At 56.9% G+C, this 24,809-nt stretch carries 33 protein-coding genes; 17 read left to right on the top strand and 16 right to left on the bottom strand.

Annotated features, from left to right (window positions below; genetic code table 11):
• Window positions 1-36 precede the first annotated feature (36 nt).
• Both argS and K7A42_RS21405 read right to left on the bottom strand, forming a co-directional pair.
• Window positions 37-1,794, bottom strand: coding sequence for an arginine--tRNA ligase (argS, locus tag K7A42_RS21400; protein WP_282455813.1), 1,758 nt, complete (start codon window positions 1,792-1,794; stop codon window positions 37-39).
• Window positions 1,795-1,868: 74 nt separating this feature from the next.
• Window positions 1,869-3,086: a deoxyguanosinetriphosphate triphosphohydrolase gene (locus tag K7A42_RS21405; protein ID WP_174150975.1), complete on the bottom strand. Its 1,218-nt coding sequence runs from the start codon at window positions 3,084-3,086 to the stop codon at window positions 1,869-1,871.
• Between the two features lie 225 nt (window positions 3,087-3,311).
• On the opposite strand from K7A42_RS21405, the gene erpA reads away from it, so the two are divergent.
• Together erpA and xth are read left to right on the top strand one after the other, a co-directional pair.
• Window positions 3,312-3,644: an iron-sulfur cluster insertion protein ErpA gene (gene erpA / locus K7A42_RS21410; protein WP_003515615.1), complete on the top strand. Its 333-nt coding sequence runs from the start codon at window positions 3,312-3,314 to the stop codon at window positions 3,642-3,644.
• Between the two features lie 277 nt (window positions 3,645-3,921).
• The gene (gene xth, locus K7A42_RS21415) at window positions 3,922-4,719 is read left to right on the top strand and encodes an exodeoxyribonuclease III (RefSeq protein WP_072494442.1); all 798 of its coding nucleotides are present in this window, start codon (window positions 3,922-3,924) and stop codon (window positions 4,717-4,719) included.
• A gap of 35 nt (window positions 4,720-4,754) precedes the next feature.
• Here the strand turns inward: xth and exoR are convergent, their stop codons facing one another.
• The 8 genes from exoR to K7A42_RS21455 all read right to left on the bottom strand — a co-directional run bounded on the left by exoR (window position 4,755) and on the right by K7A42_RS21455 (window position 14,940).
• The gene (gene exoR, locus K7A42_RS21420; protein ID WP_004442165.1) at window positions 4,755-5,549 is read right to left on the bottom strand and encodes an exopolysaccharide production regulator ExoR; all 795 of its coding nucleotides are present in this window, start codon (window positions 5,547-5,549) and stop codon (window positions 4,755-4,757) included.
• Between the two features lies 1 nt (window position 5,550).
• Window positions 5,551-5,844 carry a hypothetical protein gene (locus K7A42_RS21425; protein WP_234704062.1) on the bottom strand — a complete coding sequence of 98 codons (294 nt, stop codon included), beginning with the start codon at window positions 5,842-5,844 and terminating at the stop codon, window positions 5,551-5,553.
• A 268-nt stretch (window positions 5,845-6,112) separates the two neighbouring features.
• Window positions 6,113-7,402, bottom strand: coding sequence for an OmpP1/FadL family transporter (locus tag K7A42_RS21430; protein WP_282455814.1), 1,290 nt, complete (start codon window positions 7,400-7,402; stop codon window positions 6,113-6,115).
• 462 nt (window positions 7,403-7,864) lie between these two features.
• The gene (locus K7A42_RS21435; RefSeq protein WP_282455815.1) at window positions 7,865-10,708 is read right to left on the bottom strand and encodes a valine--tRNA ligase; all 2,844 of its coding nucleotides are present in this window, start codon (window positions 10,706-10,708) and stop codon (window positions 7,865-7,867) included.
• 238 nt (window positions 10,709-10,946) lie between these two features.
• The gene (gene popZ / locus K7A42_RS21440; RefSeq protein WP_060942367.1) at window positions 10,947-11,909 is read right to left on the bottom strand and encodes a cell division protein PopZ; all 963 of its coding nucleotides are present in this window, start codon (window positions 11,907-11,909) and stop codon (window positions 10,947-10,949) included.
• Between the two features lie 392 nt (window positions 11,910-12,301).
• Complete coding sequence (locus K7A42_RS21445) at window positions 12,302-12,973, bottom strand: protein-L-isoaspartate O-methyltransferase family protein (protein ID WP_022556281.1); 672 nt, start codon at window positions 12,971-12,973, stop codon at window positions 12,302-12,304.
• A 347-nt stretch (window positions 12,974-13,320) separates the two neighbouring features.
• Complete coding sequence (locus tag K7A42_RS21450; protein ID WP_282455816.1) at window positions 13,321-14,493, bottom strand: tyrosine-type recombinase/integrase; 1,173 nt, start codon at window positions 14,491-14,493, stop codon at window positions 13,321-13,323.
• A 9-nt stretch (window positions 14,494-14,502) separates the two neighbouring features.
• Window positions 14,503-14,940, bottom strand: coding sequence for an Arc family DNA-binding protein (locus tag K7A42_RS21455; RefSeq protein ID WP_282455817.1), 438 nt, complete (start codon window positions 14,938-14,940; stop codon window positions 14,503-14,505).
• Between the two features lie 117 nt (window positions 14,941-15,057).
• Between K7A42_RS21455 and K7A42_RS21460 the strand changes: the two genes are divergently transcribed.
• The 12 genes from K7A42_RS21460 (at window position 15,058) to K7A42_RS21515 (ending at window position 20,772) form a co-directional block, all read left to right on the top strand.
• Window positions 15,058-15,243 (top strand): DNA-binding protein, encoded by a 186-nt coding sequence (locus K7A42_RS21460; RefSeq protein WP_416220919.1) that lies wholly within the window; start codon window positions 15,058-15,060, stop codon window positions 15,241-15,243.
• The gene (locus tag K7A42_RS21465) at window positions 15,240-15,428 is read left to right on the top strand and encodes a hypothetical protein (protein WP_282455819.1); all 189 of its coding nucleotides are present in this window, start codon (window positions 15,240-15,242) and stop codon (window positions 15,426-15,428) included. The genes K7A42_RS21460 and K7A42_RS21465 overlap by 4 nt, the downstream gene beginning before the upstream one ends.
• On the top strand, window positions 15,425-16,171 hold the full coding sequence (locus tag K7A42_RS21470) for a hypothetical protein (protein WP_282455820.1): 747 nt from the start codon (window positions 15,425-15,427) through the stop codon (window positions 16,169-16,171). Before K7A42_RS21465 ends, K7A42_RS21470 begins: the two co-directional genes overlap by 4 nt.
• A 154-nt stretch (window positions 16,172-16,325) precedes the next feature.
• Window positions 16,326-16,607, top strand: coding sequence for a hypothetical protein (locus K7A42_RS21475; RefSeq protein ID WP_282455821.1), 282 nt, complete (start codon window positions 16,326-16,328; stop codon window positions 16,605-16,607).
• Between the two features lie 20 nt (window positions 16,608-16,627).
• Window positions 16,628-16,810 (top strand): hypothetical protein, encoded by a 183-nt coding sequence (locus K7A42_RS21480; RefSeq protein ID WP_282455822.1) that lies wholly within the window; start codon window positions 16,628-16,630, stop codon window positions 16,808-16,810.
• The gene (locus K7A42_RS21485; RefSeq protein WP_282455823.1) at window positions 16,807-17,130 is read left to right on the top strand and encodes a hypothetical protein; all 324 of its coding nucleotides are present in this window, start codon (window positions 16,807-16,809) and stop codon (window positions 17,128-17,130) included. Before K7A42_RS21480 ends, K7A42_RS21485 begins: the two co-directional genes overlap by 4 nt.
• A 54-nt stretch (window positions 17,131-17,184) precedes the next feature.
• Window positions 17,185-17,694, top strand: a complete 510-nt coding sequence (locus K7A42_RS21490; protein ID WP_282455824.1) for a hypothetical protein — start codon at window positions 17,185-17,187, stop codon at window positions 17,692-17,694.
• 83 nt (window positions 17,695-17,777) lie between these two features.
• Entirely contained in the window at window positions 17,778-18,035 is a 258-nt protein-coding gene (locus K7A42_RS21495; RefSeq protein WP_282455825.1) for a hypothetical protein, read from the top strand.
• The gene (locus K7A42_RS21500) at window positions 18,032-18,592 is read left to right on the top strand and encodes a hypothetical protein (RefSeq protein ID WP_282455826.1); all 561 of its coding nucleotides are present in this window, start codon (window positions 18,032-18,034) and stop codon (window positions 18,590-18,592) included. Before K7A42_RS21495 ends, K7A42_RS21500 begins: the two co-directional genes overlap by 4 nt.
• A gap of 89 nt (window positions 18,593-18,681) precedes the next feature.
• On the top strand, window positions 18,682-19,218 hold the full coding sequence (locus tag K7A42_RS21505) for a hypothetical protein (RefSeq protein WP_282455827.1): 537 nt from the start codon (window positions 18,682-18,684) through the stop codon (window positions 19,216-19,218).
• 93 nt (window positions 19,219-19,311) lie between these two features.
• Window positions 19,312-20,586 carry a hypothetical protein gene (locus tag K7A42_RS21510; RefSeq protein WP_282455828.1) on the top strand — a complete coding sequence of 425 codons (1,275 nt, stop codon included), beginning with the start codon at window positions 19,312-19,314 and terminating at the stop codon, window positions 20,584-20,586.
• 9 nt (window positions 20,587-20,595) lie between these two features.
• Window positions 20,596-20,772 carry a hypothetical protein gene (locus K7A42_RS21515; RefSeq protein ID WP_282455829.1) on the top strand — a complete coding sequence of 59 codons (177 nt, stop codon included), beginning with the start codon at window positions 20,596-20,598 and terminating at the stop codon, window positions 20,770-20,772.
• Between the two features lie 2 nt (window positions 20,773-20,774).
• Here K7A42_RS21515 and K7A42_RS21520 read toward each other — a convergent pair whose 3' ends face one another.
• The 4 genes from K7A42_RS21520 to K7A42_RS21535 form a co-directional block, all read right to left on the bottom strand.
• Window positions 20,775-21,737, bottom strand: a complete 963-nt coding sequence (locus tag K7A42_RS21520; protein ID WP_282455830.1) for a site-specific integrase — start codon at window positions 21,735-21,737, stop codon at window positions 20,775-20,777.
• A gap of 96 nt (window positions 21,738-21,833) precedes the next feature.
• The gene (locus K7A42_RS21525) at window positions 21,834-22,073 is read right to left on the bottom strand and encodes a hypothetical protein (RefSeq protein ID WP_282455831.1); all 240 of its coding nucleotides are present in this window, start codon (window positions 22,071-22,073) and stop codon (window positions 21,834-21,836) included.
• A 108-nt stretch (window positions 22,074-22,181) separates the two neighbouring features.
• Window positions 22,182-22,715 carry a hypothetical protein gene (locus K7A42_RS21530; protein ID WP_282455832.1) on the bottom strand — a complete coding sequence of 178 codons (534 nt, stop codon included), beginning with the start codon at window positions 22,713-22,715 and terminating at the stop codon, window positions 22,182-22,184.
• A complete protein-coding gene (locus tag K7A42_RS21535; protein ID WP_282455833.1) occupies window positions 22,712-22,957 on the bottom strand; it encodes a helix-turn-helix domain-containing protein in 246 nt (81 codons plus the stop codon). Before K7A42_RS21535 ends, K7A42_RS21530 begins: the two co-directional genes overlap by 4 nt.
• Window positions 22,958-23,085: 128 nt before the next feature.
• Here K7A42_RS21535 and K7A42_RS21540 point away from each other — a divergent pair, with 128 nt between their 5' ends.
• From K7A42_RS21540 to K7A42_RS21550, 3 genes are read left to right on the top strand one after another with little or no spacing between them, the layout of a single operon-like run.
• A complete protein-coding gene (locus K7A42_RS21540) occupies window positions 23,086-23,589 on the top strand; it encodes a hypothetical protein (RefSeq protein WP_282455834.1) in 504 nt (167 codons plus the stop codon).
• Complete coding sequence (locus tag K7A42_RS21545; protein ID WP_282455835.1) at window positions 23,586-23,798, top strand: hypothetical protein; 213 nt, start codon at window positions 23,586-23,588, stop codon at window positions 23,796-23,798. Before K7A42_RS21540 ends, K7A42_RS21545 begins: the two co-directional genes overlap by 4 nt.
• Complete coding sequence (locus tag K7A42_RS21550; protein ID WP_282455836.1) at window positions 23,795-24,106, top strand: hypothetical protein; 312 nt, start codon at window positions 23,795-23,797, stop codon at window positions 24,104-24,106. The genes K7A42_RS21545 and K7A42_RS21550 overlap by 4 nt, the downstream gene beginning before the upstream one ends.
• Before the next feature lie 10 nt (window positions 24,107-24,116).
• Here K7A42_RS21550 and K7A42_RS21555 read toward each other — a convergent pair whose 3' ends face one another.
• The gene (locus tag K7A42_RS21555; protein WP_282455837.1) at window positions 24,117-24,566 is read right to left on the bottom strand and encodes a hypothetical protein; all 450 of its coding nucleotides are present in this window, start codon (window positions 24,564-24,566) and stop codon (window positions 24,117-24,119) included.
• 46 nt (window positions 24,567-24,612) lie between these two features.
• A complete protein-coding gene (locus K7A42_RS21560; RefSeq protein WP_282455838.1) occupies window positions 24,613-24,804 on the bottom strand; it encodes a hypothetical protein in 192 nt (63 codons plus the stop codon).
• Between the last annotated feature and the right edge of the window lie 5 nt (window positions 24,805-24,809).

Here is a 24,809-nt window from a genome sequence, read left to right on the forward strand (position 1 = left end):
CTTGCCAGCGTATTGTGAGCAAATAATGGTGAGATGTTATCGCATTTCGTCAGGTGCGTCCGCTCCTAAAAGCGTCAGTCCAGACCTCAGAACATTCGCGACAGCATTCACCAGCCCAAGTCTGGCAATGCTCAATTCTCGGTTTTTATCGTTAATAAAACGTAATTCCTGATGGTCTTTACCCTTGTTCCAGTGTCCATGGAAGGAACTGGCGAGATCATAGAGGTAAAAAGCAAGCCGGTGCGGCTCATGCGAAAGGGCCGCGGATTCGATCAGGCGCGGATATTCCGCGAGTTTTGCAACCACCTGCAACTCATTGATATCGCTGATCAAATATACAGATGCCGCCATCTCCTCAGCCGAAGGAGAAAGCCCCGGAAACGCTTCCTGCGCCTGCCGGAAGATCGACATTGAGCGGGCATGCGCATATTGCACGTAAAAGACCGGATTATCCTTCGATTGTTCGGTCACTTTTGCAAAATCGAAGTCCAGCGGCTCGGAATTCTTCCGATAAAGCATCATGAATCGCACCGGATCGCGACCCACTTCGTCGACAACGTCGCGCAGGGTCACGAAGTCGCCGGAGCGCTTCGACATCTTCACCGGCTCACCGTCGCGGAACAGCTTGACGAGCTGGCACAGAAGAACCGTCAGCTTCGACTTGCCCTCGGAGACGGCGCGCGCGACGGCTTCCAGACGCTTGACGTAACCGCCATGGTCGGCGCCGAGCACATAGATCATCTCGGAAAAACCACGGTCGAACTTGTTCTTGAAATAGGCGACGTCGGCGGCGAAATAGGTGTAGGAACCGTCCGACTTCATCAGCGCGCGGTCCATATCGTCGCCCACTTCGGTGGAGCGGAACAGCGTCTGTTCGCGGTCTTCCCAGTCATCAGGCAATTCGCCCTTCGGCGGCGGCAGCGTGCCCTTGTAGACATGGCCCTTGAAGGTGAGGTCGTTGATGGCCGAGAGGATCGGCCCGCCATTGCCCTCATGCAGCGTGCGCTCCGAGAAGAACACGTCGTGCCGGACGTTGAGAAGCGCCAGATCCTCGCGGATCATCGCCATCATCGCGTCGATCGCCTTGTCCTTGACGATAGGCATCCACTTCTCTTCAGGCATGGCGCGCAGCTTGATGCCATATTCATCGGCCAGCGCCTGGCCGACGGGAACGAGGTAGTCACCTGGATAGAGACCGGACGGGATGGTGCCGATATCTTCGCCGAGCGCCTCGCGATACCGCAGGAACACCGAACGTGCCAGCACATCGATCTGCGAGCCGGCATCGTTGATGTAATATTCCTTTGTGACGCCGTAACCAGCAAATGCGAGCAGGTTCGCCAACGTGTCGCCGACCACGGCGCCACGGCAATGGCCGACATGCATCGGGCCGGTCGGGTTGGCCGAGACATATTCGACGTTGATCTTCTGGCCCGCACCGATGGTGGAGCGGCCGAAATCGATACCCTGGTTGATCATATCTGCCAGCAGACGCTGCCAGTAACCAACCGACACCTTGAGATTGATAAAGCCGGGACCCGCGACATTGACGCTATCGACATCGCCATCCGCCTGAAGCGCCGGCACGATGAGTTCGGCCAGGGCGCGCGGATTGGTGCCGAGCGGTTTCGCCAGCACCATGGCGGCATTGGTTGCGACATCGCCGTGGCTGAGATCACGCGGGGATTCGACGGTAATTCGACTGAAATCGACCTTTTCGCGGTTCTCTTTCACGAGGTCGAGGGTCTCGAGCGCGTTTTTGATCCTGGTATCGAAATCGGCAAAAATGTTCATCGTTCCAACCTGCGCGAAGGGCTTCTGTTCATGTCCGGTATTTTAGCCGGTCGGCTTCGCGATCGCCCGCTGCCCTATCTCAAATCGGGGGTGTGGTCAAACAGCCGCTGGTGGGCGCGCAGTGCATAACTGTCGGTCATGCCGGCCAGATAGTCGCCCACATGCCGGGCTTTTGCGGCCACGCTCATGCCGGAAATGCTGTCTACCCAGTAGTGGCTCTGCATTTCCGCTGGCGTTTCCATATATCGGTGGAAAAGATCGGTGACGATCTGCGTCGCGCCGGCGCGGATGCGCATGATGTCCGGGTGCCGGTAGATATGGGCAAACAGCAGCTTCTTGATCTGCCGGTCGGTCTCGGCCATCTCGGGCGAGAACGTCGCGACGGTAAAATCGGCGGCCCTGATGTCGGCAGCCCGCTGCGGCTTCAGCCGGGCAAGATTTTGCTGCGCCACGCCGATCACATCCTCAACCATGTGAGTGATCTGGCGGCGCATGATCTCGTTGGCGAAACGTTCCTTGTCGAGCACGGGATATTTCGCCCGCACCTGCGCCATCAGGCCGCTGAGGAATGGCACCTCCTCCAGCATCTCGAAGGTGAGATAACCGGCGCGCAGACCGTCATCGATATCGTGGGTATTGTAAGCGATGTCATCGGCAATCGCCGCCACCTGCGCCTCAAGGCTGGCATAGCTGCCGATCTCGAGATCCTGCAACTCGCAATATTCGAGGATGGGCAGCGGAACCGGCCCCTTGATCCCCTCACCCTTCGCGTTCACCAGGGGGCCATTATGCTTGACGAGACCTTCCAGCGTTTCCCAGGTCAGGTTGATGCCGTCATATTCGGCGTAGCGGCGCTCCAGCTTGGTGACGATACGCAGCGACTGTGCATTGTGGTCAAACCCGCCATAGGGCAGCAGCACCGCATCGAGCGCGTCTTCGCCGGTATGGCCGAAAGGCGTGTGGCCGAAATCATGCACCAGCGCCACGCCCTCGGCCAGATCCTCGTCCAGCCTCAGCGCGCGGGCGAGCGCCCGGGCGATCTGCGCGACCTCAATGGTGTGGGTAAGCCGCGTGCGGTAATGATCGCCGTCAGGGCTGATGAAGACCTGCGTCTTGTGCTTCAGGCGACGAAAGGCTGTCGTGTGGACGATGCGGTCCCGGTCACGCTGGAATTCGGAACGCGTCAGGCTTCCTTCTTCCGGAAACAAACGCCCGCGCGTCGTCCATGGATCCGAGGCGAAAACCGCCCTCTCCCCACTTCCGAAACCCAATGCGCGCTGGTCTATGATCATGCATCCACCTGTTGTCTTGTCGGCCATGACCTTGACTGTGACTTCCTTTTGGTCTCGGCCATTGACCTTTTCATTCACCCTTCATACCTATCGCAGAGGTCAGCGCAAAGCATCATCGCCGCGCAGACGCCCTCACACAGGCTATAGACCGTTAATTTGACCGGTTTATAATAGTGATAACGAGATTATTGCTCTCCGGTTCTTGACCCCGGCAGGAGGAACGACATGGAAAACAGCGACATTACCCTTTCGGAAGCAGCGGCAAAGCGAATCGCCCAGATCGTCGCCGCCGACGCCGGCAAACAGGCGCTGCGCGTCTCCGTCGAAGGCGGCGGCTGCTCTGGCTTCTCCTACAAGTTCGATCTGGCCGAAGACCCCGCCGATGACGACATCGTGATTGCGCGCGGTGATGCCAAGGTGCTGATCGACAGCCTTTCGGTCGTCTATATGGCGGGCTCTGAAATCGACTTCGTCGATAATCTGCTCGGCCAGTCCTTCCAGATCAAGAACCCCAATGCCGTGGCAAGCTGCGGCTGCGGCACCAGCTTCTCGATCTGAGTGAAACGGTCTGCGGCTCTGCCTCAATGCTCTCAGCTTTGAGGTGATCCGCGTCCCTCTCCTGCCTCATCCCTGTCTCCCCGCCGCGCAGACGCGCGTCGGCTGGATTCCTGTAACAAGCACAGGAATGAGGGGGTAGAGACATGACGCTGACTTCGCGGCCTAGTTCACTCTACCAACCTCGCCTCTATCCACCACATCCTCGCCACCACCTTCCAAAAACGGTGGCAATCGCTTTTGCATCGGGTAAAAGTACCCTCACAAAAGGGAAACTCCGATGAAGATTGCCACCTGGAACATCAACGGCGTCAAGGCGCGCATCGAAAACCTCTGCCAGTGGCTGAAGGATTCTTCGCCTGATATCGTCTGCCTTCAGGAGATCAAGTCGGTCGATGAGGGGTTTCCGCGGCTGGAGATTGAGGCGCTTGGTTATCACATCGAGACCCACGGCCAGAAAGGCTTCAACGGCGTCGCCCTGCTCTCTAAGGTGAAGCCCGATGAGGTCAATCGTGGCCTGCCGGGTGATGATGCCGATGAGCAGGCGCGTTTCATCGAAGGCGTGTTTTCCGTCGACGGTGGCGCCATCCGCGTCTGCTCGCTTTACCTGCCGAATGGCAATCCGCCTGACGATCCGGTCAAATATCCCTACAAGCTCGCCTGGATGGAGCGGCTGCGGCGCTTTGCCGAAGATCGCCTCGCGTTCGAGGAGCCGCTGATCCTCGCGGGGGACTACAACGTCATTCCGGAACCGTTCGATTGTCACGACCCCCGCGTGTGGGAAGGTGACGCGCTGTTTCTGCCGAAGACCCGCGCAGCCTTCCGCAAGCTGGAGAACCTTGGCTTTACCGATGCCGCACGTGCGACGACGGATGAAGCAGGACTATATTCCTTCTGGGATTATCAGGCCGGCGCATGGCCGAAAAATAACGGCATCCGCATCGACCATCTGATGCTGTCAGCCGAAGCGGCCGACAGGCTGGAATCGGTCAGCATCGAAAAACATGTGCGTGCGTGGGAAAAACCATCCGACCACGTGCCGGTCTGCGGTTACTTCGATTTCAGCCCCGCTGGCTGACAGGCCATCTTTACCGAGCTCTGGCGCGGCAATTTTCAATCCGGATCGTCAATCCGCATGGTCTGCGCCATTGCGATTGCCGCACGGCGATCGTTCTCACCCGCCAGCGAAAAGGCCTGCTCCTGCAGGTTCTGAATCCAGGTACAGTCCGCCGCCGTGCATTTATCCAGCGCCGCCGTCATGAAGGCGAGGCCCTGCGTCGTCTGGCCCTCCTGGAAGATCAGGTTGCCGAAAATCGACATGGCGCCGGCATGGCCGTGTTTGCGGGCCTGGTTGAGCCATTTCTTTGCCTGCTGCACATCCGCGCGGCCACCCTCGCCGGCAAGAATCATCTCTGCCAGACGGAACTGGGCCTCAGCCACACCGAAGGTGGAAGCAACCTGGAAATAAAGCTGCCGGGCCTGTGAAAGGTCCATTTTGACGGGGCTTCCGGGAATGCCGTGGCGGTAATAATCAGCGAGAGACAGCAGCGCATTGACGAAAAAGCCGGTATCCTCCGATCCCGGTTCGACACCCTGATTGGCGATTTCGCTGTAGATCTTGAAAGCTTCGAAGTCGTTCTTGGCGACGCCATCGCCATAGGCATACATGTTGGCAAGCGCCCAGCGCGAGCCTGTATGGCCCTTTTCGGCCGCGTAGCGATAGGCCTCGACAGCTTCACCCTTGTTGCCGTTCTTGTAGGCCTTGAAGCCGAACTTGAACAGGTCGAAGGGGCCGGATTCCTTGGTCACGCCCGCATTGATGTCAAAAGCCGCGGCAGGCATTGCGAGCGACGCAAGCAACATGCCCATGAGGAGCGGCTTTAAAACGTTGGCTTCACATTTCAGCATTTCAGCGAACTTCTCTCACTCTTCCCGGCATATAGCCAATACTTGCGGAATACTGCAAAGCCGAACCCCGCCGGGTCGCGATTTTTCGAACACACTGCGTCTTTCCGGCAGCACTTTCCAGCGCACCACCGGTGGTCTCCTGCGGCAATTGCCCAAATTTTCCAGTTAGACAGATATAGGCATAATTTCCGGCAATATAACGGCGTTCCGCCATCCACCGGTCAGCGCCAAACAAGAAATCCGGATGAAATTCCCGTATTACTTGCTTAAACCCTGAATCCAAACCTGTTTTCACTTTCTGCAACCCCGCGGGCCCACATCAAACGCCTGCATGTTCTTCCGATCCCGCTGCCCTAAACATAAGCCAAGCACCCTGTTTGTGGCGGGAAATGGACAGATATGCTCACATTCCAACGCGACCCCACGCTTGCAGAAAAGTGTTGCCAAATCGTCACAAAACTTTCGGGCCAGAAAATTTTATCGAGAAGGAATCATAGTCGGACATGAAAAAAGGCCCGGTTGGTAAACCGGACCTTTATTTTAGCATCAGCGAAAGGATCAGATCAGAACTTGACCTTCACACCCGTCGAGATGGCTGCCACGAGGTCGTTGCCGAAATCGTAGCCTGCCTCGTTGCCGCAGGTGAAACCAGCGCCGCAGGGTCCGCCATTGATGGAGGAGCTGCCCGAGGTCAGGAGGCCGAGAGCGCCGGCAATCTTGAACTCGATGTTCTTGTTGGGCGAATAGACAATCTGCGTGCCGAGCGTCCACGTATCTGTCTGGGTGCCGATGACCGTTGACGTACCGCGATCCCAGGTCAGGCTGACGGCTCCGCTCCACTGTTCGTTGAACTTGTGACCAACGCCGCCGGAGATCGTCCAGCCGTCGCGATAGAACAGGTCAAGCGTGTTCAGGGTGTCTGCGCCACTTGGGACGCAGGGAGATGTGCCGACCGCGCAGAAAGGAATGACCTGAATCTGGCTCCAGTCTGTCCACTTCACGGAACCGAAAGCAAGCCAGTCGGGCGCTATGCCGGATTGAACTTTTAGTTCGATGCTGTCTGGCATGGAAACAGAGCCATAGATCGGCACGAGCTTGCCGCCATATTTTGCAAGCGTCGGAGATATGGATGGCGGTGTCTGTGGGATCCCTCTAACATCGGCGAAGCCGGTCAAATCGTGATCGACAGCGCTGTTATAAACAAGGCTGGCGCGGAACGCGATCTCGGGAATCTCGTAGGCCATGCCGGCGCGCCAGCCCCAGCCGTCACCTTCCATCTCAAGTTTGCCGACGCCGCTGAAGCTGGACCAGGCCGGATTGAGGCCCAGAACGGCCGGCCCGAGAACCTGACGATACTTATAGCCGCTCAATTCCTGATAGAAGCCGCCGCCGATAATCGAGAAGTCACCCTTGCCAAGATCGAACTTCACCCGGCAGGTGGTCGCGTAATTGTGCGACTTGACCTTGGTTTCGATATTGTAGCTCGATCCCTGCCAGATACCGGGATTGAGATGCGCGCCCCAGGGCTGTGAATAGTCGAACATGCAGTCGCCGAAATCGCCGATCGATGCCTTGGCCCCGATGCGGGTCGACCAGAAGTTTTCGGAATCATCTGCCGTCTTGGACCAGGATGCAGGCAAGGGACCACTTTTCAGCGGATTGTCCCGCGCATTCTCTACCTTGCGCTGCGGTGCGACGAAGGTCGCGGAGCTGTCGAGAACGTAATCGGACGGATCGAACAACAGATCGATATTATAACCGCCGCGCTCGAGACCGCCGGCCAGTGAAGGCGTTACCGCCGCGATGCTGACTGCGAAACATACCGCGCCGCGAAAAATTGCAGTTTTTGCCATCTCTCTCCCCAATCAAGGCAATGTGATCATCAAAAGAGTGAAGCGCTTCGCGGAAAATGACAATCTGCCGCACACTGGCACAGTTCTGCGACACTTCTCCATTTTTTACGTAAGAATTTCATGTCCATCCCCTTGCATAATCATTTTAGGTTATTTTTCTAATTAAACGGAAGCGACACGACACAAAATGAAACAATTTCCCACGCGTGACGGGAATTGTCGCCAAATAACCACACACGCGCGTTTCCCGAAGAAAGCCGCTTATCACGCCGTTTTTGTTGGCTTTTTTGACTGATCGGGAGATTTTCGAGCGCGAGATGGCGAGAAATGATCGCCCTCCAGCGAGCAACATGATTCGTCGTTGCAACGCAGCAATCGATAGACGGCGACCTGTCGCTCCATAGCAAAAACGCCCCGTTTTTAGCGGGGCGTTTTTGTTCATGCAAAGCCGCAAGCGGCATGTTACCCCGCTTCGCTTACCCGCGTGAGCGCCGTTCTCAGGCTTGTGAGCTGAATTTCAAGCTCAGCCTTGCGCTCGCGTTCGGCGGCAACGACTTCCGGATCGGCATTGGCCACGAATTTCTCGTTCGACAACTTCTTGTCGATGCGTTCCATTTCCGCGTCCACCTTGCCGATCGCCTTCTCGAGACGAGCCTTTTCGGCCGCAAGATCGACCAGATTGCCAAGCGGCAGGCAGATGGTCGCCTCACCGACGATGATCTGGGCCGATCCCTTCGGCGCGACATCGGCGGCACGGATTTCATCGGCCCGCGCCAGACGGCGGATAGCGGCGGCGTGGCGATCGAGCCGTGCTTCCGTGGAGGTATTGGCGCCAACGACCACCAGCGAGGCAGTGGCACCCGGCGGCACGTTCATCTCGGCGCGCGTCGAACGAATGCCGGACACGAGATCGATCAGCCAGTTGATTTCCGCAGCCGCGGCGTCGTCGCGGAACTCCGGCTCCGGCCAGTCGGTAAGGCAAAGCAGATCGTCGCGCTCCTTGCCCTCACCGGCCGTATGCGCCCAAAGCTCTTCCGTCATGAACGGCATGAAAGGATGCAGCAGCTTGTAGATCTCATCCAGAACATAAGCCGCGCAGGCCTGCGATTCCGACTTGGCCTTTTCATCGTCGCCGCCGAAGACCGGCTTCAGCAGTTCCAGATACCAGTCGCAGAACTGGTTCCAGACGAAACGGTAGAGAATGCCTGACGCATCGTTGAAGCGGAAGTTCTCAAGTGCCGCCGTCACATCGCGGGCCGTGTTGGCAAGCTCGGTCAGGATCCAGCGGTTGATCGTCAGCGAGGCGGTTTCCGGCAGGAAATGCGGGTCACGCTTCACGCCATTCATCTCGGCAAAGCGCGTCGCATTCCAGAGCTTCGTGCCGAAATTGCGGTAACCCGCAATACGTGCCGGATCGAGTTTCACGTCGCGACCCTGCGCCGCCATGATGGCAAGCGTGAAACGCAGCGCATCGGCACCATATTCATCGATCAGTTCCAGCGGGTCGATGACGTTGCCCTTGGATTTCGACATCTTCTGGCCGTTCTTGTCGCGAACCAGCGCATGAATATAGACCGTGCTGAACGGCTCAACCGGGTTACCGGCGTCGTCCTTCATGAAATGCAGGCCCATCTGCATCATCCGCACCACCCAGAAGGGGATGATGTCGAAGCCGGTGACAAGCACGTTTGTCGGATAATAGCGCGCCAGTTCCGGCGTCTGTTCCGGCCATCCGAGCGTCGAAAACGGCCAGAGCGCGGAAGAGAACCAGGTGTCGAGCACATCTTCGTCGCGCGTCAGGATTTCGCCCGGAGCAAAGTTCTCAAGCTTTTCCTCGACCCAGGCCTTCCACGGGCCTTCATGGGCGATGTAATGCTGGATGGCCGCCTGCAGCGCCTCTTCCTCGGTCTTCTCGACGAACACCTGCCCGTCCGGGCCGTACCATGCCGGAATCTGGTGTCCCCACCACAATTGCCGCGAGATGCACCAGGGCTGGATGTTCTCCATCCATTGGAAATAGGTGTTTTCCCAGTTCTTCGGCACGAAATTGGTGCGGCCTTCGCGAACCGAGGCAATCGCCGGCTGCGCCAGCGTCTTGTTGTCGACCCACCACTGGTCCGTCAGGCGCGGCTCGATCGGCACGCCGCCGCGGTCGCCATGCGGCACCACATGCTTGTGCGGCTCGATCCTCTCGAGCAGGCCGGCTTCCTCAAAAATTTCGACGATGATCTTGCGGGCGGCAAAACGGTCCTGACCTTCCAGACGGTCCCATGCGCCATGCAGCGCCGCCGGATGGTCGAGGCCTTCGAGGAAATCCTCGTTCTCCTTGATGGAGATGGTACCGTCGATATTCATGACATTGATGGCGCGCAGACCACAGCGCTTGCCGACTTCGAAGTCGTTGAAATCATGCGCGGGCGTGATCTTGACCGCACCCGTACCGGCGGTCGGGTCGGCGTAATCATCGGCGACGATGGGAATCCTGCGACCGACAATGGGCAGGATGACGTGTTTGCCGACGATGCCCTTATACCGCTCGTCTTCCGGGTTCACGGCAATACCGGTATCACCAAGCATGGTTTCCGGACGCGTCGTGGCGACAACGATATAGTCGCGGGTCTCGAACTCGGTGGGCTTGCCCTCCTCGTCGAATGCGGTCGGGTACTGATAGGTAACGCCCTTTTCGAGCGGATAGCGCAGGTGCCAGAGATTACCCTTGACCTCGATCTGCTCGACTTCCATGTCGGAAATCGCAGTCAGCAGCTTGGGATCCCAGTTGACGAGGCGCTTGTCCTTGTAGATCAGGCCCTGCTTGTAGAGCGTGACGAAAACTTCGAGAACAGCCTCGGAGAGACCTTCATCCATGGTGAAGCGTTCGCGCGACCAGTCGCAGGACGCGCCGAGACGTTTCAGCTGGTTGAAGATCAGGCCGCCGGATTCGGCCTTCCATTCCCACACCTTCTCCACGAAGGCCTCGCGGCCCATGTCGCGACGGCCTGGAAGCTGCTGCTCCATCAGCTTGCGCTCGACGACCATCTGCGTGGCGATGCCGGCATGGTCCATGCCCGGCTGCCACAGCACATCCTTGCCGCGCATGCGCTCGAAGCGGACCAGAATATCCTGCAGCGTGTTGTTGAGCGCATGGCCCATGTGCAGGGATCCCGTCACATTCGGCGGCGGGATGACGATGGTGAAGGTTTCCGCGCCCGGCTTGGCGTTGGCGCCGGCACGAAAAGCGTTAGCCTCGTCCCAGGCTTTGGCGATCTTCGGTTCGACGGTGGCGGAATCGTAGGTCTTTTCGAGCATTTCCTGACCTGAATTTTAGAGTTCTTGTGTGGATTTTTTAAATAAGGATGGACAGTCGAGAGTCAACAGAAACCGACCCTCAGGACGCTCCGTGAGCGACCCGATGGCCGACTATGCCCCGATAACGCTTTCATCTTCAATAAAAAAGCCGCCCCTGTGCCGGGCGGCCCCTGTTTAACGCCAATGCCACGCCTCCCGACGCGGGCGGGAGGCACCCGGCCCTGCGGCCAGCGTAAAATCAGCGGCGCGAGCCGCGCGCCACGCGCTCGATTTCTTCGCGCACGAGACGTTCAACCAGGGTTGGCAGATTGTCTTCCAGCCATTCCTGCAGCATCGGACGCAGCATCTCGGCCGCCATGTCCTCGATCGAACGACGTTCGACGCCGTCGAAAACCTCGGCCAGCTCACTGAAGGAACGCGCGATCTGCGCGCCCGCGGCGGCCGAGATGAGGTTGAGCGACAGGTCAGAGCCGGCCTGTGCTTTGTCTTCCGGCTGCGGCGCAACCAGATCGAGTGACGGCGCCTCGGCAATGGGTTCCTGCACGTCGATGTCGAAAACTTCCTCGGCGACGGCGGTTTCAATCGCACCGCGCAGCGCCATATGATCAAAATGGTTTTCCGGTACAGGCGCACTTTCAATGGCAGCGGCAGCGGCCCGGTCCTCGGAAGCGGCGGGCGCCTGCTGTTCAGCAGCAGTTGCCGCAGCCGCCACCATCAGCGGCCGTACATCCGTCGGACGCTGTGCCGCGGGCCGTTCGGTCTGCGGCACGGCGGGAGAAGAGGAAGCTGGAGAAGCCTGCATCGCCGCGCGCTGGCCCTGCGAGGCGAAGGCCTGCGGCCCCATGGCGGCGTTGCGGTCTGCGGCAGCGCGAACGCGCGCGGCAACATCGGCGAGCGACATCGTCTTTTCGACGGGGATTTCCTGGGGCTCGGCCAGAGACTTTTCATAAGCCGGTGAAAAATCCTGTGCAGGCCGCGCGCCAAAGGCCTGGTTTGCCGGCGGAGGGACGCGGGCCGGCGGGCTGGCTGGCTCCGTCATGTAAGTTGCGTCGCCTGCCGCCTCGTCCTCATCGTCATAAACCGGCGGTAACTGGCCGGAAAATGCGCCGGCGGGCCCTGGCTCGTTGCTTTCGATGATCCGGCGTATCGACGCCAGAATCTCTTCCATGGACGGTTCACGCGCTACGCTTGGCTGAGCCATATCAATCCCCGGTTTCCACTCTCTAGCACCCGGCCTCGCATCCCTTCGGATGCCAGGGGCACTTCGCACCTGTTCAATCTGCACATCACGGCAGCGGCAGCCGAAAACAACCGCCGCGCCGACACTCTGCAACAGGCCTGAGAAAGACGCTCCGCATCTTCGCAACCCGCTGCAGGGGTCATGCGGGGCAGAAATACGCACACCCCGAATCACCTTAGTTTAGGGTAGCATAGCCACGAACTAAATCACTGATTCGACAAGTTTCGTGATGATACACAGCTTTGTGGGCGCGATGTTCTCGAAGACGCACACTGGATGAATTTCCAATCTTCACAAAAACGCCGGGGTGGAAATTCCACCCCGGCGTCAAGAACAGAATGATGGTACGGTGATCAGAAAACGAATTCGGCTGCCTTGGCGAAACCCGGCAGCGGCTTGACCGAAGCATTGAAGAAGGTCGCGGCCGACGTGCTGGCGCCATCGCGGCGATAGACGGTGGCCTTTGCGGCATTGCCGTATCCGACAACGACGACGAGACGCCCGCCGTCACGCAACTGTTCGGTAAGTGCCGCCGGCACTTCCTCGACAGCGCCGTTCACGAAAATCAGATCGTAAGGCGCTTCGCTCGCATAACCCTTTTCGAGATCGCCGGTGACGACAGCGACGTTGTCATAGCCAAGCGAAGCGAGCGTTTCGGTCGCCTGTGCGGCGAGCGCTTCATCGCATTCGAGCGAAACGACGGAGCCGGCAAGCTGGGACAGGATGGCGGCCGCATAACCGGAACCACCGCCGACTTCCAAGACCACGTCCTCCCTCGAAACGGCCGCGAGCTGCAGCAGCTTCGCGAGCGGCGAGGCCTTCATGACATAACGGGCCGGGCGGCCATCCCGGGCGGGACAGATCTGCAAATCCTCATCCACATAGGCAATCTGCCGTGCACCCGTCGGCACGAATGCCTCGCGCGGCACACTCAAAAACGCCTTCAGCACCGAATGCGAAGTCACGTCGGTCGTACGCAGCTGGCTGTCGACCATATTGGCGCGCGCGGTTTCGAAATCCATCATGTCGTTATCGCCTCAATTTCACGGATGCCGGTCGGGAAGTCCCGGCTCCAAAAGCTCAAAACGGCGTGGGCCTCCCCTCGCCTTTGAGTAATCTCATAATTGGCCAAGAGCGCGCTTTCAAGCGCGGTAAGACGGATGTGGGGTAAAAAGCAGAATGGCAGTGGCTTTCTTCACGGAACAAACGGCGAGACGTCGCCAATCGTGACGCGGAACAGGAAGAATCATCGTACCGTGGGAGAATTTTGGAGGCCTCGCCCGGAATTGAACCGGGGTACAAGGATTTGCAGGCTTTCACCCGCCATTGATTTCACAACGCGTTTTCGCCATTTGTCGCAGTCATGTTGCAGTCAATCGAGCAGAATGTTCGCGGCTTGTGCTAGTTCTGTCCCATCATCCAGCCGCGGGAACAGGTGTCCGTAGGTGTCCATGGTCATGACGATCGAGGAATGGCCCATGCGCTCCTGAACCATTTTGACCGGCAGACCTAAGCCGCCGTCCTCCTTGCGGTTGATGAGCCATGAGGCGTAGAAGTGGCGCAGCGCGTGAAGGCCGGTGTATTTCGCCTCGACGTCATCTCCCTCGCCCACGGTCACGCCAGCTCGAATCATCGCCGGCTTGAGGCCCTTGTTGACGATGTTCGCGTGTGACCGCGGTTCTCCGTCTGGATTGGCAAAGACGAGATCGAAACCAGGCGGCTGCCGGAGCTTGTGTTCTTTCAGCGCTGCGATGACGACAGGAGGAACCGGGATCGTTCTGACGCCGGCCTCTGATTTCGTCGGGCCGATTTCCTTGAACTGGTCGGCGCGCTGATTGACGTGGATCTCGGCCTTCTTGAAATTCACGTCACGCCAGCGAAGGCCCCGGATTTCCGACGACCGCATGCCGGTGAAGATGGCCGTGACAAGCAATGGCCTCCAATTGCCATCCAGAGCCGCCACCAGCGCCTTTATCTCGTTTCTGGTGGGTATATCCACCCCGACAACAAGCTTACCCTTTTGGCGCTTCTCCTGGCGCCGATCTCGACCCTTGCGGCTGGACCGGATGTCCCGCACTGGATTGCGCGTTGTCAGCCCTCGCTCATTGGCATCAGACAGAATAGAGCCGAGTGAGGTGAGAACCTTTTTCACCATAGCTGGCGATCGGCCATTCTGGCGCATCGTGTCCTCAAAGTCCCTGACGGCCGGCACAGTAAGCCGCGATAGCAGCGTCTGCCCGATCAGAGGATTGATGTGGTGTTTCAGGTGGCTTTTGCGCTGATCCATAGATGACCGCTCAAGCCCCGCACTTTCGCCCGAGGCGATCCACAGGGAGCCGGCCTTCTCGACTGTCACACTGGCGCTGTCAGCGACGTGGACGCCTTCCCTGACCTCTACAGAAGCCGTAGCGGCAAACCGATCCGCTTCCTTCTTAAGCTTGAATGTTTTCAGCCGGCGTTTACCTGCCGTGTCGAAATAATCGACCACCCAAGCACTTTTCGCCTCGCCTTTCGGCGTTACCCATTCACGCTTCCGTACTGACATGGCAAGACCTCAGTTTGAATCATCCGTATGAAAGGTTTTTCCGAATTCGGCCTTGACCTGCTTCGCCGAAGCAAGAATGCGTTCGACGCTTTCTTTGATTTCTGACGACGGAGCATCATCAAGTTCAAGAATGATGGTCGCCAGCGTCTCGATCGCGCCAGCTTGCTGAAACACTTCTCGGTTTGCTCTCGATAGAAGCCTACGGAAGTGGTCAACCATCTCCATTTGCTTGGTGAACATGTCATCCATACGGAGAAAGGCATGGTGCTCCTCTTCGAACCTCCTCTGCCACTCACCAGCGTCCCCTGTTCCGCCTGATTGTGCGGCCTCCAAGCGCGCAACTATTTCTGCGTTTACCGAGCGTCCATTCGCTTTCGCCGTTTCAGTCAGCCACGCCTTCATCTCTTCAGTGACGCGCAATTTTAGCTGCGGATCTTCCCTGCTCATAGCATCCCCACATTTCACCATTTGTAACCACATAGCACCACCGAACCCTTGACAGCAAGTCACGTTAGGCGTTATGTAACCACCGTGGTTAACAGTGGTTACAAAAGGGACCAGATGATGAACGGTGAAAAAACTGAGATCGACCTCATCTGGGGTGGAGAGGAAATTTCGAAGGTGATCGGAAGGACGCCTCGAATTACTTTCGCGCTCCTTGAGAAAGGTGAACTGCCAGCGAAAAAGGTCGGCGGTCGGTGGGTTGCTGAGCGAAGCAAGCTGATCGCGTTCTTTATGGAGGCAGCATGACAGGCGTCGATCACCAACACAGCGAAACAGTCATCCAGGCGGCTCAATGGCTGGCAGAGCAGAAGCCAGCACCTACGCCTATCGTTCCTAACCTGCGCGAGCGCTTCGGGCTCTCCGCATTGGAGGCCTGCGAGGCGGCCGCCCTATCGAACAAATACAAGGTTTGGCGGAGGGCGCACGGATGAGAAAGTTCGCATCAATTCCGCCCAGGATATGGCAATCCGATCTGAAGGCCGTGCGCGGCGACCTCGAAGCAATCGCCGTTCACTATCACCTCACCACCAGCGGCCATGCCAACATGCTTGGCCTTTACTATGTGCCAGTCGCCTACATCGCTCACGAGGTCGGTTGCTCTCAGGAAGGGGCTTCGAAGGGGCTTCTTGCACTTGTTGAAGCGGATATCTGCTCCTACGACTTCAAGCGCGAGATTGTCTGGGTGCATGACATGGCATCTGACCAGATAGCACCCCAACTCTCGGAGAAGGACAAGCGCGTGAAGGGTATAGCGGATCAGCTTGCAATGCTGCCTATCTGCCCAATAACGCTGGGCTTTTACGCAAAGTACCGCGTTGCTTTCCACCTTCACGGAGAACGAAATCTGGTGGATTTTGAACTTGCGGCCGGTGACGTCGAGGAAGCCCCTTCGAAGCCCCTCCGAAGCAAGGAACAGGAGAAGGACCAGGAACAGGACCTAGGACCAGGAACAGGATCAATTGGCTTAGGAAACGAAAAAATCTCTCAGCCTGATCGCTTTAGGATGACGACGCCCTACCCGGTGCCATCATCAGTAGCGGAAGCGAAAACGTTTCTCCTTAATGAAGGCGTCCCCCATAATCGGCTAGATGAATGCGTGCGCCTGCTGATGGGTGGCAATCTCAGTCCTTACGATCTCGAAGGTATTTTGGAAGAAGCAAGGAGCGCAGCGTGAACCAGCTTGATCTGTTCCAGTGGGCTGACAGCCGACCGAGCGCGAAGATCATCGACATTATGCCGGCGGTCATCAAACGCATATGCGCTCAGCCTCACCCGTTTCCGCGGAAAGACGGTGAACTTGTCTCGCTGCAGTCCAGGAGGAAGGTGGCATGAGCAACGTTGTAAACTTCCCGTCGCCTCGTCGCGTCGAGATATCATATGGCCGATGGGTGAAGTCTTTCACGATCGACCAGAACGGAACACGCTCGTTGCAGCATGATGGGCCGCATCAGTTCTTCGTCGAAGCCATCGAGCCTGACTCTCGCCTGGTCATGTGGGCAGGCGGCAGCTACGAGGAAGCCATTCGTCAGGCGCACGAGCTTGGACCTGAGTTCGGGCCTGTCATTGATCAGGTGGTGACCACGCCAACAGATCCGAGAGGTGCAGCATGAGCACGACACAGGTAACGAGAATGCCAATTATCGCTGATGAACCGCCGGCGGTGGATTATAGCACGATCGACATTCTCGGATGGGCGGTGACCGACAAGCCGACACAGGAAGCATATCGGAAATGCACTGGTGAGGATGCCGGCCCTGTCCTCGATCGATATGTGGCATGGGCGCAAGAGAACATCATCGGGGATGCCTTTTGAGCGAAGAGCTTTTCACACAGACCGATCTCAACGGTTGCGAGGGTTTAGGCCTCGCTCCAATTCTCATGCGCCACGACGAGATCATCAACCTGAAGATGGCCGTCCATGTGACCGGCCGGAGCGAGCGCACGATCAGGGACTGGTGCAGAGACTTCGGAATTGGTGTGAAGGCGTGCCCAGGGTCGCCGCTGCAAATATCAGCGCCAGCCCTTGAGATGGTCAAGCATGGCGATTTCGCGGCCCTTGAGCTTCTGCGCGACGGCAATCGTCAACATCCACGCGTGAAGCGAATATTCGATCATCTCGGCCTGCCCCTTTGAAATGAAATACAACTGTGTATGCTGCATTGGTCAAAGTTAAAACAGGGGGTTGAAATGGCAGTTCTCACACCGTTTTCAGTCAAGAACATCGGAGAAGCCGTTAATGGCGAACTCGTGATGTTTGCGGAAGAGCATGGCGGCGATCTGGCGATTAAGTTTGGTGAGGATGCTTACGACTATGCCTTCCTGGCGGTCTTGAAAACAACAGAGACGGATTCGCCCCACGGCACGAGAGTGCGAAAGGACGCGAAGTGTATATCGTACGGCGTCGGCTGGCTGATCGAAATCGATCCGCTGAGGCATTATTCTTATTCGCAGGATATAGCCGAGGCCTCCGGATCAATTCATTTGTCGGAAAACGGACCGCTAATGCGACTGGGACCAAATCTGCGTGACGGGTTTCACGGAACATGGTTGAATCTGACGACCAACGAACCTGCATCGCATCCCTACGACGCGTACGCCACGCTAAACTGGCGCCTCTGGCTCGACGCTAAGGACAGAGAAAATCCTAAGGCAAGTCCTTTTCTCGTCTTCCCACCGACGGCTGCTGGCAAAGCGTAAAAGGTTGCCGCACCCCTCCAATGCCAAATAGGTGAAAACCGTGGCCTAATGCATCTCGAACACGAGATCAGGAGGTTACGGTTATGTCCATCGTCGCCAAACAGCGAAAGCAGAAAGACCCGATCGTCAACTTCATGTTGAATGGCGGCCGGGTCACTTCGGGCTTCAGAACGGCCCTGTTCGCCGCTGCCAGCCGCGCCGGCGTCTCCGTCAATGAATTCGTGCTGACTGCTGCTGCTGAAAAGCTGTGTGCTTCTGGCAGCCGGTTCTCTGGTATTTTCGAACCCGGTGACCTTCCTGATCTCAACGACAATGTCAGACAGGGAGAGGCAATTGCATGAAGCCAGACATCGAAACACGCATCGCTGATGCCTTTGCATCGAAATTTTCTTCCGCAGAAATCAGCGTCTTGCTGGACGACGTTTCGAAGGCTGACGCTGTAGCAAAAGTGAACAGCGAAAAAGCGAGCGAAATCGCACTCGACCCCGCCACGCGGCCAGATGGTGTTGCGAAAGCCCGCAAGGAGATGGAAGACGCCAATTTCAGACGGGAGCGTATGGCCCGAGCGCGGGAACGGCTTTCGCAGCTACATCGTGACAAAGTCGCCCAAGAGGCCAGAGACGCGAACGCGGAGCGCCTGAAAGCTGCCCTGGCCGAACGTGATCAACTCGCGAAAGACCTTGAGGCGTACCGCCAGCATGCCGAGGCGATCGCCGACCTAGTGAAGCGACTTGTCGAGAACAATGCCAAACTGCCGACGACAGAACTCACTGCCGAGCACATCGCTCGTCGCGGGACGAATTTTTCCCCGTGGTTTCCCGACTTGATCAAAGGCCTCAAACTTCCCGCGTTCCGATCTGGCGAAGGCCAGCAAGGATATTTGTGGCCAACACTTTGAATGCCTGGTGACTGGTAACCGTCGGGCGAATGCGGCGAGCGGACTGCCGTCATCAGTACCGCTCGCCGCATCAACAAAAGGAGAATCACATGCACTGCGATCATAAGGCCCCGCTAGGCCAACTTTGCAAATGCGGGTCGTTCGTTGATGGCGTTCTTCAGGACGGCAAAGCCGCGTCATTTCCGCTGATCTTCAAAGACAACGCCAGCATCTCAACCGAAGGAAAAAACATCCAAATGATGACCGATTCCGAAAGACAGGCAATGAAAGACAGTGTGCGAGGTATGCCGCTGTCAAAGGCAGCCGCACTGCCAATATACGACAATGTTCGTGGGGTCGTAACGTCGGGAATGCCCGCTGAGCATTACTTTGCAATCCTTGATGGGGCGACCGTCGGGAACGAGGAACTCTCGACAGCGCAGATGCAAGCCCAAGCCGCCTATGATCACTCGGTCCAACGCCTGAACGACGCCTATCGTTCTCCTACGAACGACAACAAATCTGGACATAGGCAATTTGCCCGAGACGGTCGAGCAATGAGCGCGCTTACTGATCGAGAAAAGGCGGATGAAGCCTACTTGGATTCTGTTGAGAACATCAACGGTGCCTGGCGCCGCGATCAGTAACGATAATCACCCTTATCGATAGAGGAATTGTAGTTCATCGTCCTTCCCGTGGAACGAGAATCGTGTTGTTCTGTGTTCAACGGGGGAGAGAATATGACAGCCGAGATCGCCATCCTTAATAAGACTGCAATCGCCTTGGCGGCAGACAGCGCTGTGACGATCGGCGGTGGGTCGAACGCAAAAATCTACAACACAATCAGCAAAATATTCGAACTCAGTGAAACATGCCCTGTCGGCATCATGATTTTCAACAGGCTTGACTTCATGGGCCTTCCGCTTGAGGTCGTCATAAAGGAATATCGTCGGAAGCGCCGAGGAAAATCCTTTAAGACAGTGCGCGACTGGAAGGACGATTTTTTTCATTATCTGGTGAATGAAATCCCGTGCTCCGACAGAGATCGTAGCCGCAATGAGATTGTGGTCATCCAAGACGCCATAGGCCGGCTAAATATGCTGTTCGACGCACACTTGAGCAGCTACATTGCTCAAGGCGATAAATTTCTAAAAAGCAAGCTAAATGGCCTCCTTCAGAAGGCGGCAAGTCAGGAAATAAAGAGGCTTCAGGCCGTCGACTTCGCACCAGGCTTCACGACAAAGAAGCTTCCGGCGAGGCTTGAGTCCGTGGTGGACAATATCGCGGAACAAAAGATCGGGTTGGTCCAACTGAATCAGACCAGCTTGACGAGAATCCGCGAATTTGTCGGATATGTTCTATCTAAGTCGGAACTGTCGGGCATGTTCACAGGTTTCGTGTTCGCAGGCTTCGGAGACGACGACCTTTGCCCCTCTTTGAGCCATGTTGAAATTGATGGGATTATCACTGGCAAGCTGAAGTTGATGGAACGAAACTATGTGGACATAGGACGCACCGGCCCAGAAGCAGACATCCTGGGCTTCGCTCAAGACGACATGATGCAGAGCTTCGTCAACGGCGTCGACCCGCAATTCAAGGCATACGTTCAGCAACTGATTAGAGAGGTAATCGAGGAGTCTTCGAACCTCGTACTCTCAACAGTCCTCAATGATCCGGACAAGGTCAAAGCAATAATTGGCGCTGCCGGCAGCGTCTTCGACAGGATGAGCGAAGGCCACGGAGAAAAAATGGACCGCTTTATCGACAAAAGGTTCACGCAAGAAATTAAAGGCATGGTACGCTCCATGCCACGCCAGGATTTGGCGACACTCGCGGAATCTCTTGTTGACATCACTTCTCTTAAGAGAAAAGTGACGCGGGACAGAGAAACTGTCGGTGGTGATGTTGACGTCGCCGTCATTTCGCGCTCTGAGGGACTCGTTTGGGTAAAGCGAAAGCACTATTTCCCTGCAGAGCTCAATGCTCGCTTCTTTAAGAGACACTTCGAAAGGTAGGAAACGAAGATGCAAAAGCGGATAGCTGAAAAGTCATCTCAATCTGATCTGCCGATTTGGTCCGTCGTTCCAGGTCGAAACGTCGAAACGCCGGAGGACCAGGCGAAGCGGGATGCACGCGACATTGCAGGACGATTCCGCGAGGACCTGCTAAAAACACTGTCGTCGGCAAAGATAAAGGCCTGACTTTAAAGAAATCCGTCTCCAGCGTGATCCTTGAACCGGTCGGCACGGCGCACGTAGGTTTCTACGGTGCGCGGGTCGCGATGGCGGGTCACTTCCATGATGCGCGATATGCTCGCCCGGTTCTCAGCAGCCGAGGTGACAAAGCCAGCTCGCAGCGAGTGGCCCGATAGACTCGCCACATCGAGGCCGGCGGCGTCGGCATACTTCTTCACGATCAACGCCACAGCTTGATCCGTCAGCGTCTCTTCCGTCAGGCGGTCACCACGATTGAAGCGGCGGAAGATCGGGCCCGAGGTTATCCCAGCCGCTTGAAGCCACTCCTTGAGCCTGTCAGCGGGTTTCAGAGCCTTGCCGTTCAGGATGGCTACCGACTGGCCCTTCGCCTCCTGGTCGGTCTTCGATTTCGGCAAGAACACGTCCACGCCTTCTTCGCTGAACGTCAGATCCTCGACAGTGATCGCCACAAGCTCCGATCGACGGAAGGCGCCAGCGAAGCCAAGCAACAGCAATGCCCTGTCACGCTTGCCCTGGAGGCTCTCAGCGTTGATCCGAGCCATCATCGCATGAATGACGTCAACCGTGGCTGGAGCCTTCTGGCGGGCTGCTATGCCCACTTTACGTCGTATGCCCTTCAGGACGGCTGCCACGCCCGCATTGTCGGTCGGATTATCCAGACCAGCGCCGCGGTGAAAGAAGCGAATAGCGGCCAGCTTACGGGCGATTGTGGGCACCTTCTTGCCAGCCTCGGCCAGAGACGATGCATAGTTCGCCACGGTCGAAGGTGTGGCCGGCAGATGCGACCGCTCGCGAGCTGCACACCAGTCCTGAAAATCCTGCCAATCGCCTCTGTAAGCCCGCATGGTGTTGCTGGACAGCGCAGCGCGGCCGTAGTCGAGTGCAGCGTCAGAGAGATCGGAGACAGCCTCTATTCCCGGCTGCGAGGAGATCGACGTCAATGCGGACATTCAAAGCTCTCCTATGAAGGTTTTCATGCTGTCGAAATAGATATCCTCAAATTTGAGGGCATCTTCTCGGAGCCCTGAAAACTCAGGGCTGAAAAATCAGGCCTCTCGTTTATCCTTTGACTGGGCTGAGCGCTTTTTTTCCTGCATTTTCGCGCGGAAGATTGCACCCATGCTTGGACTACTGTCTGTGGCACCAATATCCATTGCTCGGTCCAAATCGGCCCGATACCAGAACTTCCGCCGCGCAGTGTCGATCACTCTCGGCTGTGGATAGGAGCTACCCACTCGCTCGAGGAAGTCTTCGACATGACGCTCGCCACAATAAGCAGCTGCCATGTCGGCCATCATCCTTGGCGGCCACGTGTCAGGCGGAAACGTCGGCGTTCTACGCACGCCCATTAAATATCCTCCGAGGTGAAATGGTAGCGATAAGCGTTTTTCTCGCTATTCTTTATTGGCCCGCTTTAAGCGCCGCCGCGACCGAAACTCCTCAGCAAAGCGTTCGAAGTTTTCTCTGACGGTCATTCCATGCTGAAAGGTCTCTTCCGCCTTCCGGATGTCGAGACGGATCGTGTCTATCTCAACGCGCTCGATCGTCTTGGTTTCTCTGTTCAACCCCTTGAAGAGTTTGGCAGCAGAATTCGATGCTAGAAGTATCTTTCCATCTCTCTCAATCAGCATGCTGTGACCGCAGATATTGCGCGCTCGGTTGGCGGCTTCCACCCCTGCGACATAAGACTTAAGTTCCTTTCGCCAGATGCCTTCTGGCATATGCCGCAGGTTCCCCTTGAGTATTTCTACCTTGCGAGCCGGGTCTAGAGTGGCAACCACTGGCAGGAGATTAGGCGTCCTGTCGAGTGTCAGAACATCGATCAGAATCTCCGCCATCTGGTTATCCAGCAAAGATGCCATCAAGATCATCCTTCCGACGACCGCGCATATCTCGGTTTCTTGTTGAACCCGCGATACTTCGTTCACTTGCTTATCCTCACACCAGGCCCGCCACCAACTTGCTCTCCGTCGCTTAGGAAGGTCACCCCAGCCTCCTCAATGATCTTGGTGACGACAGCGACGTTTCCGGCAGAGCTACGCTCTGGCCCGATCTTGTCGTCTTCCATGCGTCGGATCGTTGTCAGCGATAAGCCAGACTTCTCGACAAGCTCCGATTGCGACCAGTTTAACAGGGCTCGCGCGGCCCGAATTTGATTTGCTCTCAACATCAGTTCCTCATTGCATGTTCCTCATATAAACAAATTTTGCTTACGAGTAAACATTTACTGTTGACCATGGTTAATTGTTATGGTTTACGTATAAACAGAAAATGTTCATAAACAAAGGGAAATATATCATGCCGAACACGATTCCGGCCAACGGCGAAGCTATGCCCGTCGAAGTGAAATCCCCGAGAAAGCAGCTTGACGACCTTCTTGAAGCTGCAGTGAAAATCATCCGGGATAATCCCGATCTGATGATCGACAACGCAACCGCCAACAAACACGGCATTTACACCACCCTTACTATTCCAGGCGCCGAGGAGCATCCATGGACCAAGGCGCGCCGACTGATGACTGAGCTTTCGGCCGCGCTGGACGATTGCGATGATGCAACGTGGTTTGCCCACGTCATGCCTCCGCGACCGCCGGTGTTCAACGCCTTCGGGGCCTATCCGATGGGACAGAAGCCAGATGAACTGCCGATAGATCATATCGATCGTCTTTCGTGGGAACTGTCCGAGGCCTTGAGCGGCTATCAGAACGGCGCTTTCCAAGCTGTCGTCCTGCCCTCGGTCTCAGCCGGTCACACAGTGATGCTGACCAAGGTCGGTATGTTTAACCTGAGGGCAAAGGCATGAAGACCACTGCGGCAATTCACCCCGACATTTCCCGTCAGTTGGATGGCGGGATGGAACTCCTTTCCGAAGTTGATCGCCTGGCGTCCGAACTCGCGCAAGCGATGCAGAAAATCCACGGCATGACGTGGCGCGTTCACATCCAGCATTCAGACAATGCTGCGTTCGCGATGGTCGCTCCATCTGCTGAAACCCGGAGAGCGGCAACATGAAACAGACTGATATCGAAATCACCCGCGCTCGCTTGGAAGCCAAGATCGAGGAACTTGTTGCGCTGCTGGATCTTCTGGACGGTGACGAGAACCTGGAGCCCTATTTGGCGGACAGTGACCCGGAGGCCGACGATAGGGAGGATGACGACGAGCGAGAGCCAGAAGAAACTGACCAAAATGGCGACGAGCAGGATTGCTGCCACATTGAGGACGAGTGGCGGCCGTTCAGCGGCGATCTGCAATTTGATGGGTCGGGCAACAGCATCGCTCGCGGCATATTGCGTGAGCGGCGCCGGAGTAAGGGATAATGGCACCGGCCTACAGATGAGGATGGCTGCTGATATGATCGCGTTGCTTTTGCCAATCAGCAAAACCTTTCTCGGTAAGGCAAACCACCTCGTCCTTCAATCTTCCACCGACTGGCCGGATCACGTCTATGTATCCTCGCGCCAAGAGTTTTTCTTCGGTCGCTGGCCCGAATGACCGTAGCTGGGTGTATCTCAATTTCGCATTCGGTCCGATTGCTGTGAGAGTCTTCATCACTGCTTCCTCGTACCTGTTTAGTGGAGGTTGTATCGGCGGCGGCGGCGCATCTTCAGCCGGTGCCCAGCGCGGCCCCGTCTTCGCCGGCTTTACGCTTCCAGCGTCGAGTGGCGCAACACGAACGATCACGCCGTTATACTCTTGCTCTACGATAACCCCATACTGCTTTGCAATTTTGGCCATCCTCAGAAGCTCGGACTTAGTCACCAAGGCTTTGGTTGTCATTCCACGATACCATCCCACTTGAGCCAAGTGCTCATCCGCAGAACAGTCACCACGCCTCGGGTAACTCCTGCGAAGCTATAAACTTTCGCATCTCTTCTACTGCGTCGTCTTGCACCGGGGCAACATGGATTGATCCGTCGCGATTGAGTTTGACGATGACGCCCTTCTCTTTCGCAATGTCGGCAGCCAGACGAATCGCCGCCTTGTTCCAATGAAATATTTCGCTTCTATCGCTCATCGATA

Source organism: Agrobacterium sp. InxBP2 (assembly GCF_026191755.1).
Taxonomy (GTDB): domain Bacteria; phylum Pseudomonadota; class Alphaproteobacteria; order Rhizobiales; family Rhizobiaceae; genus Agrobacterium; species Agrobacterium pusense.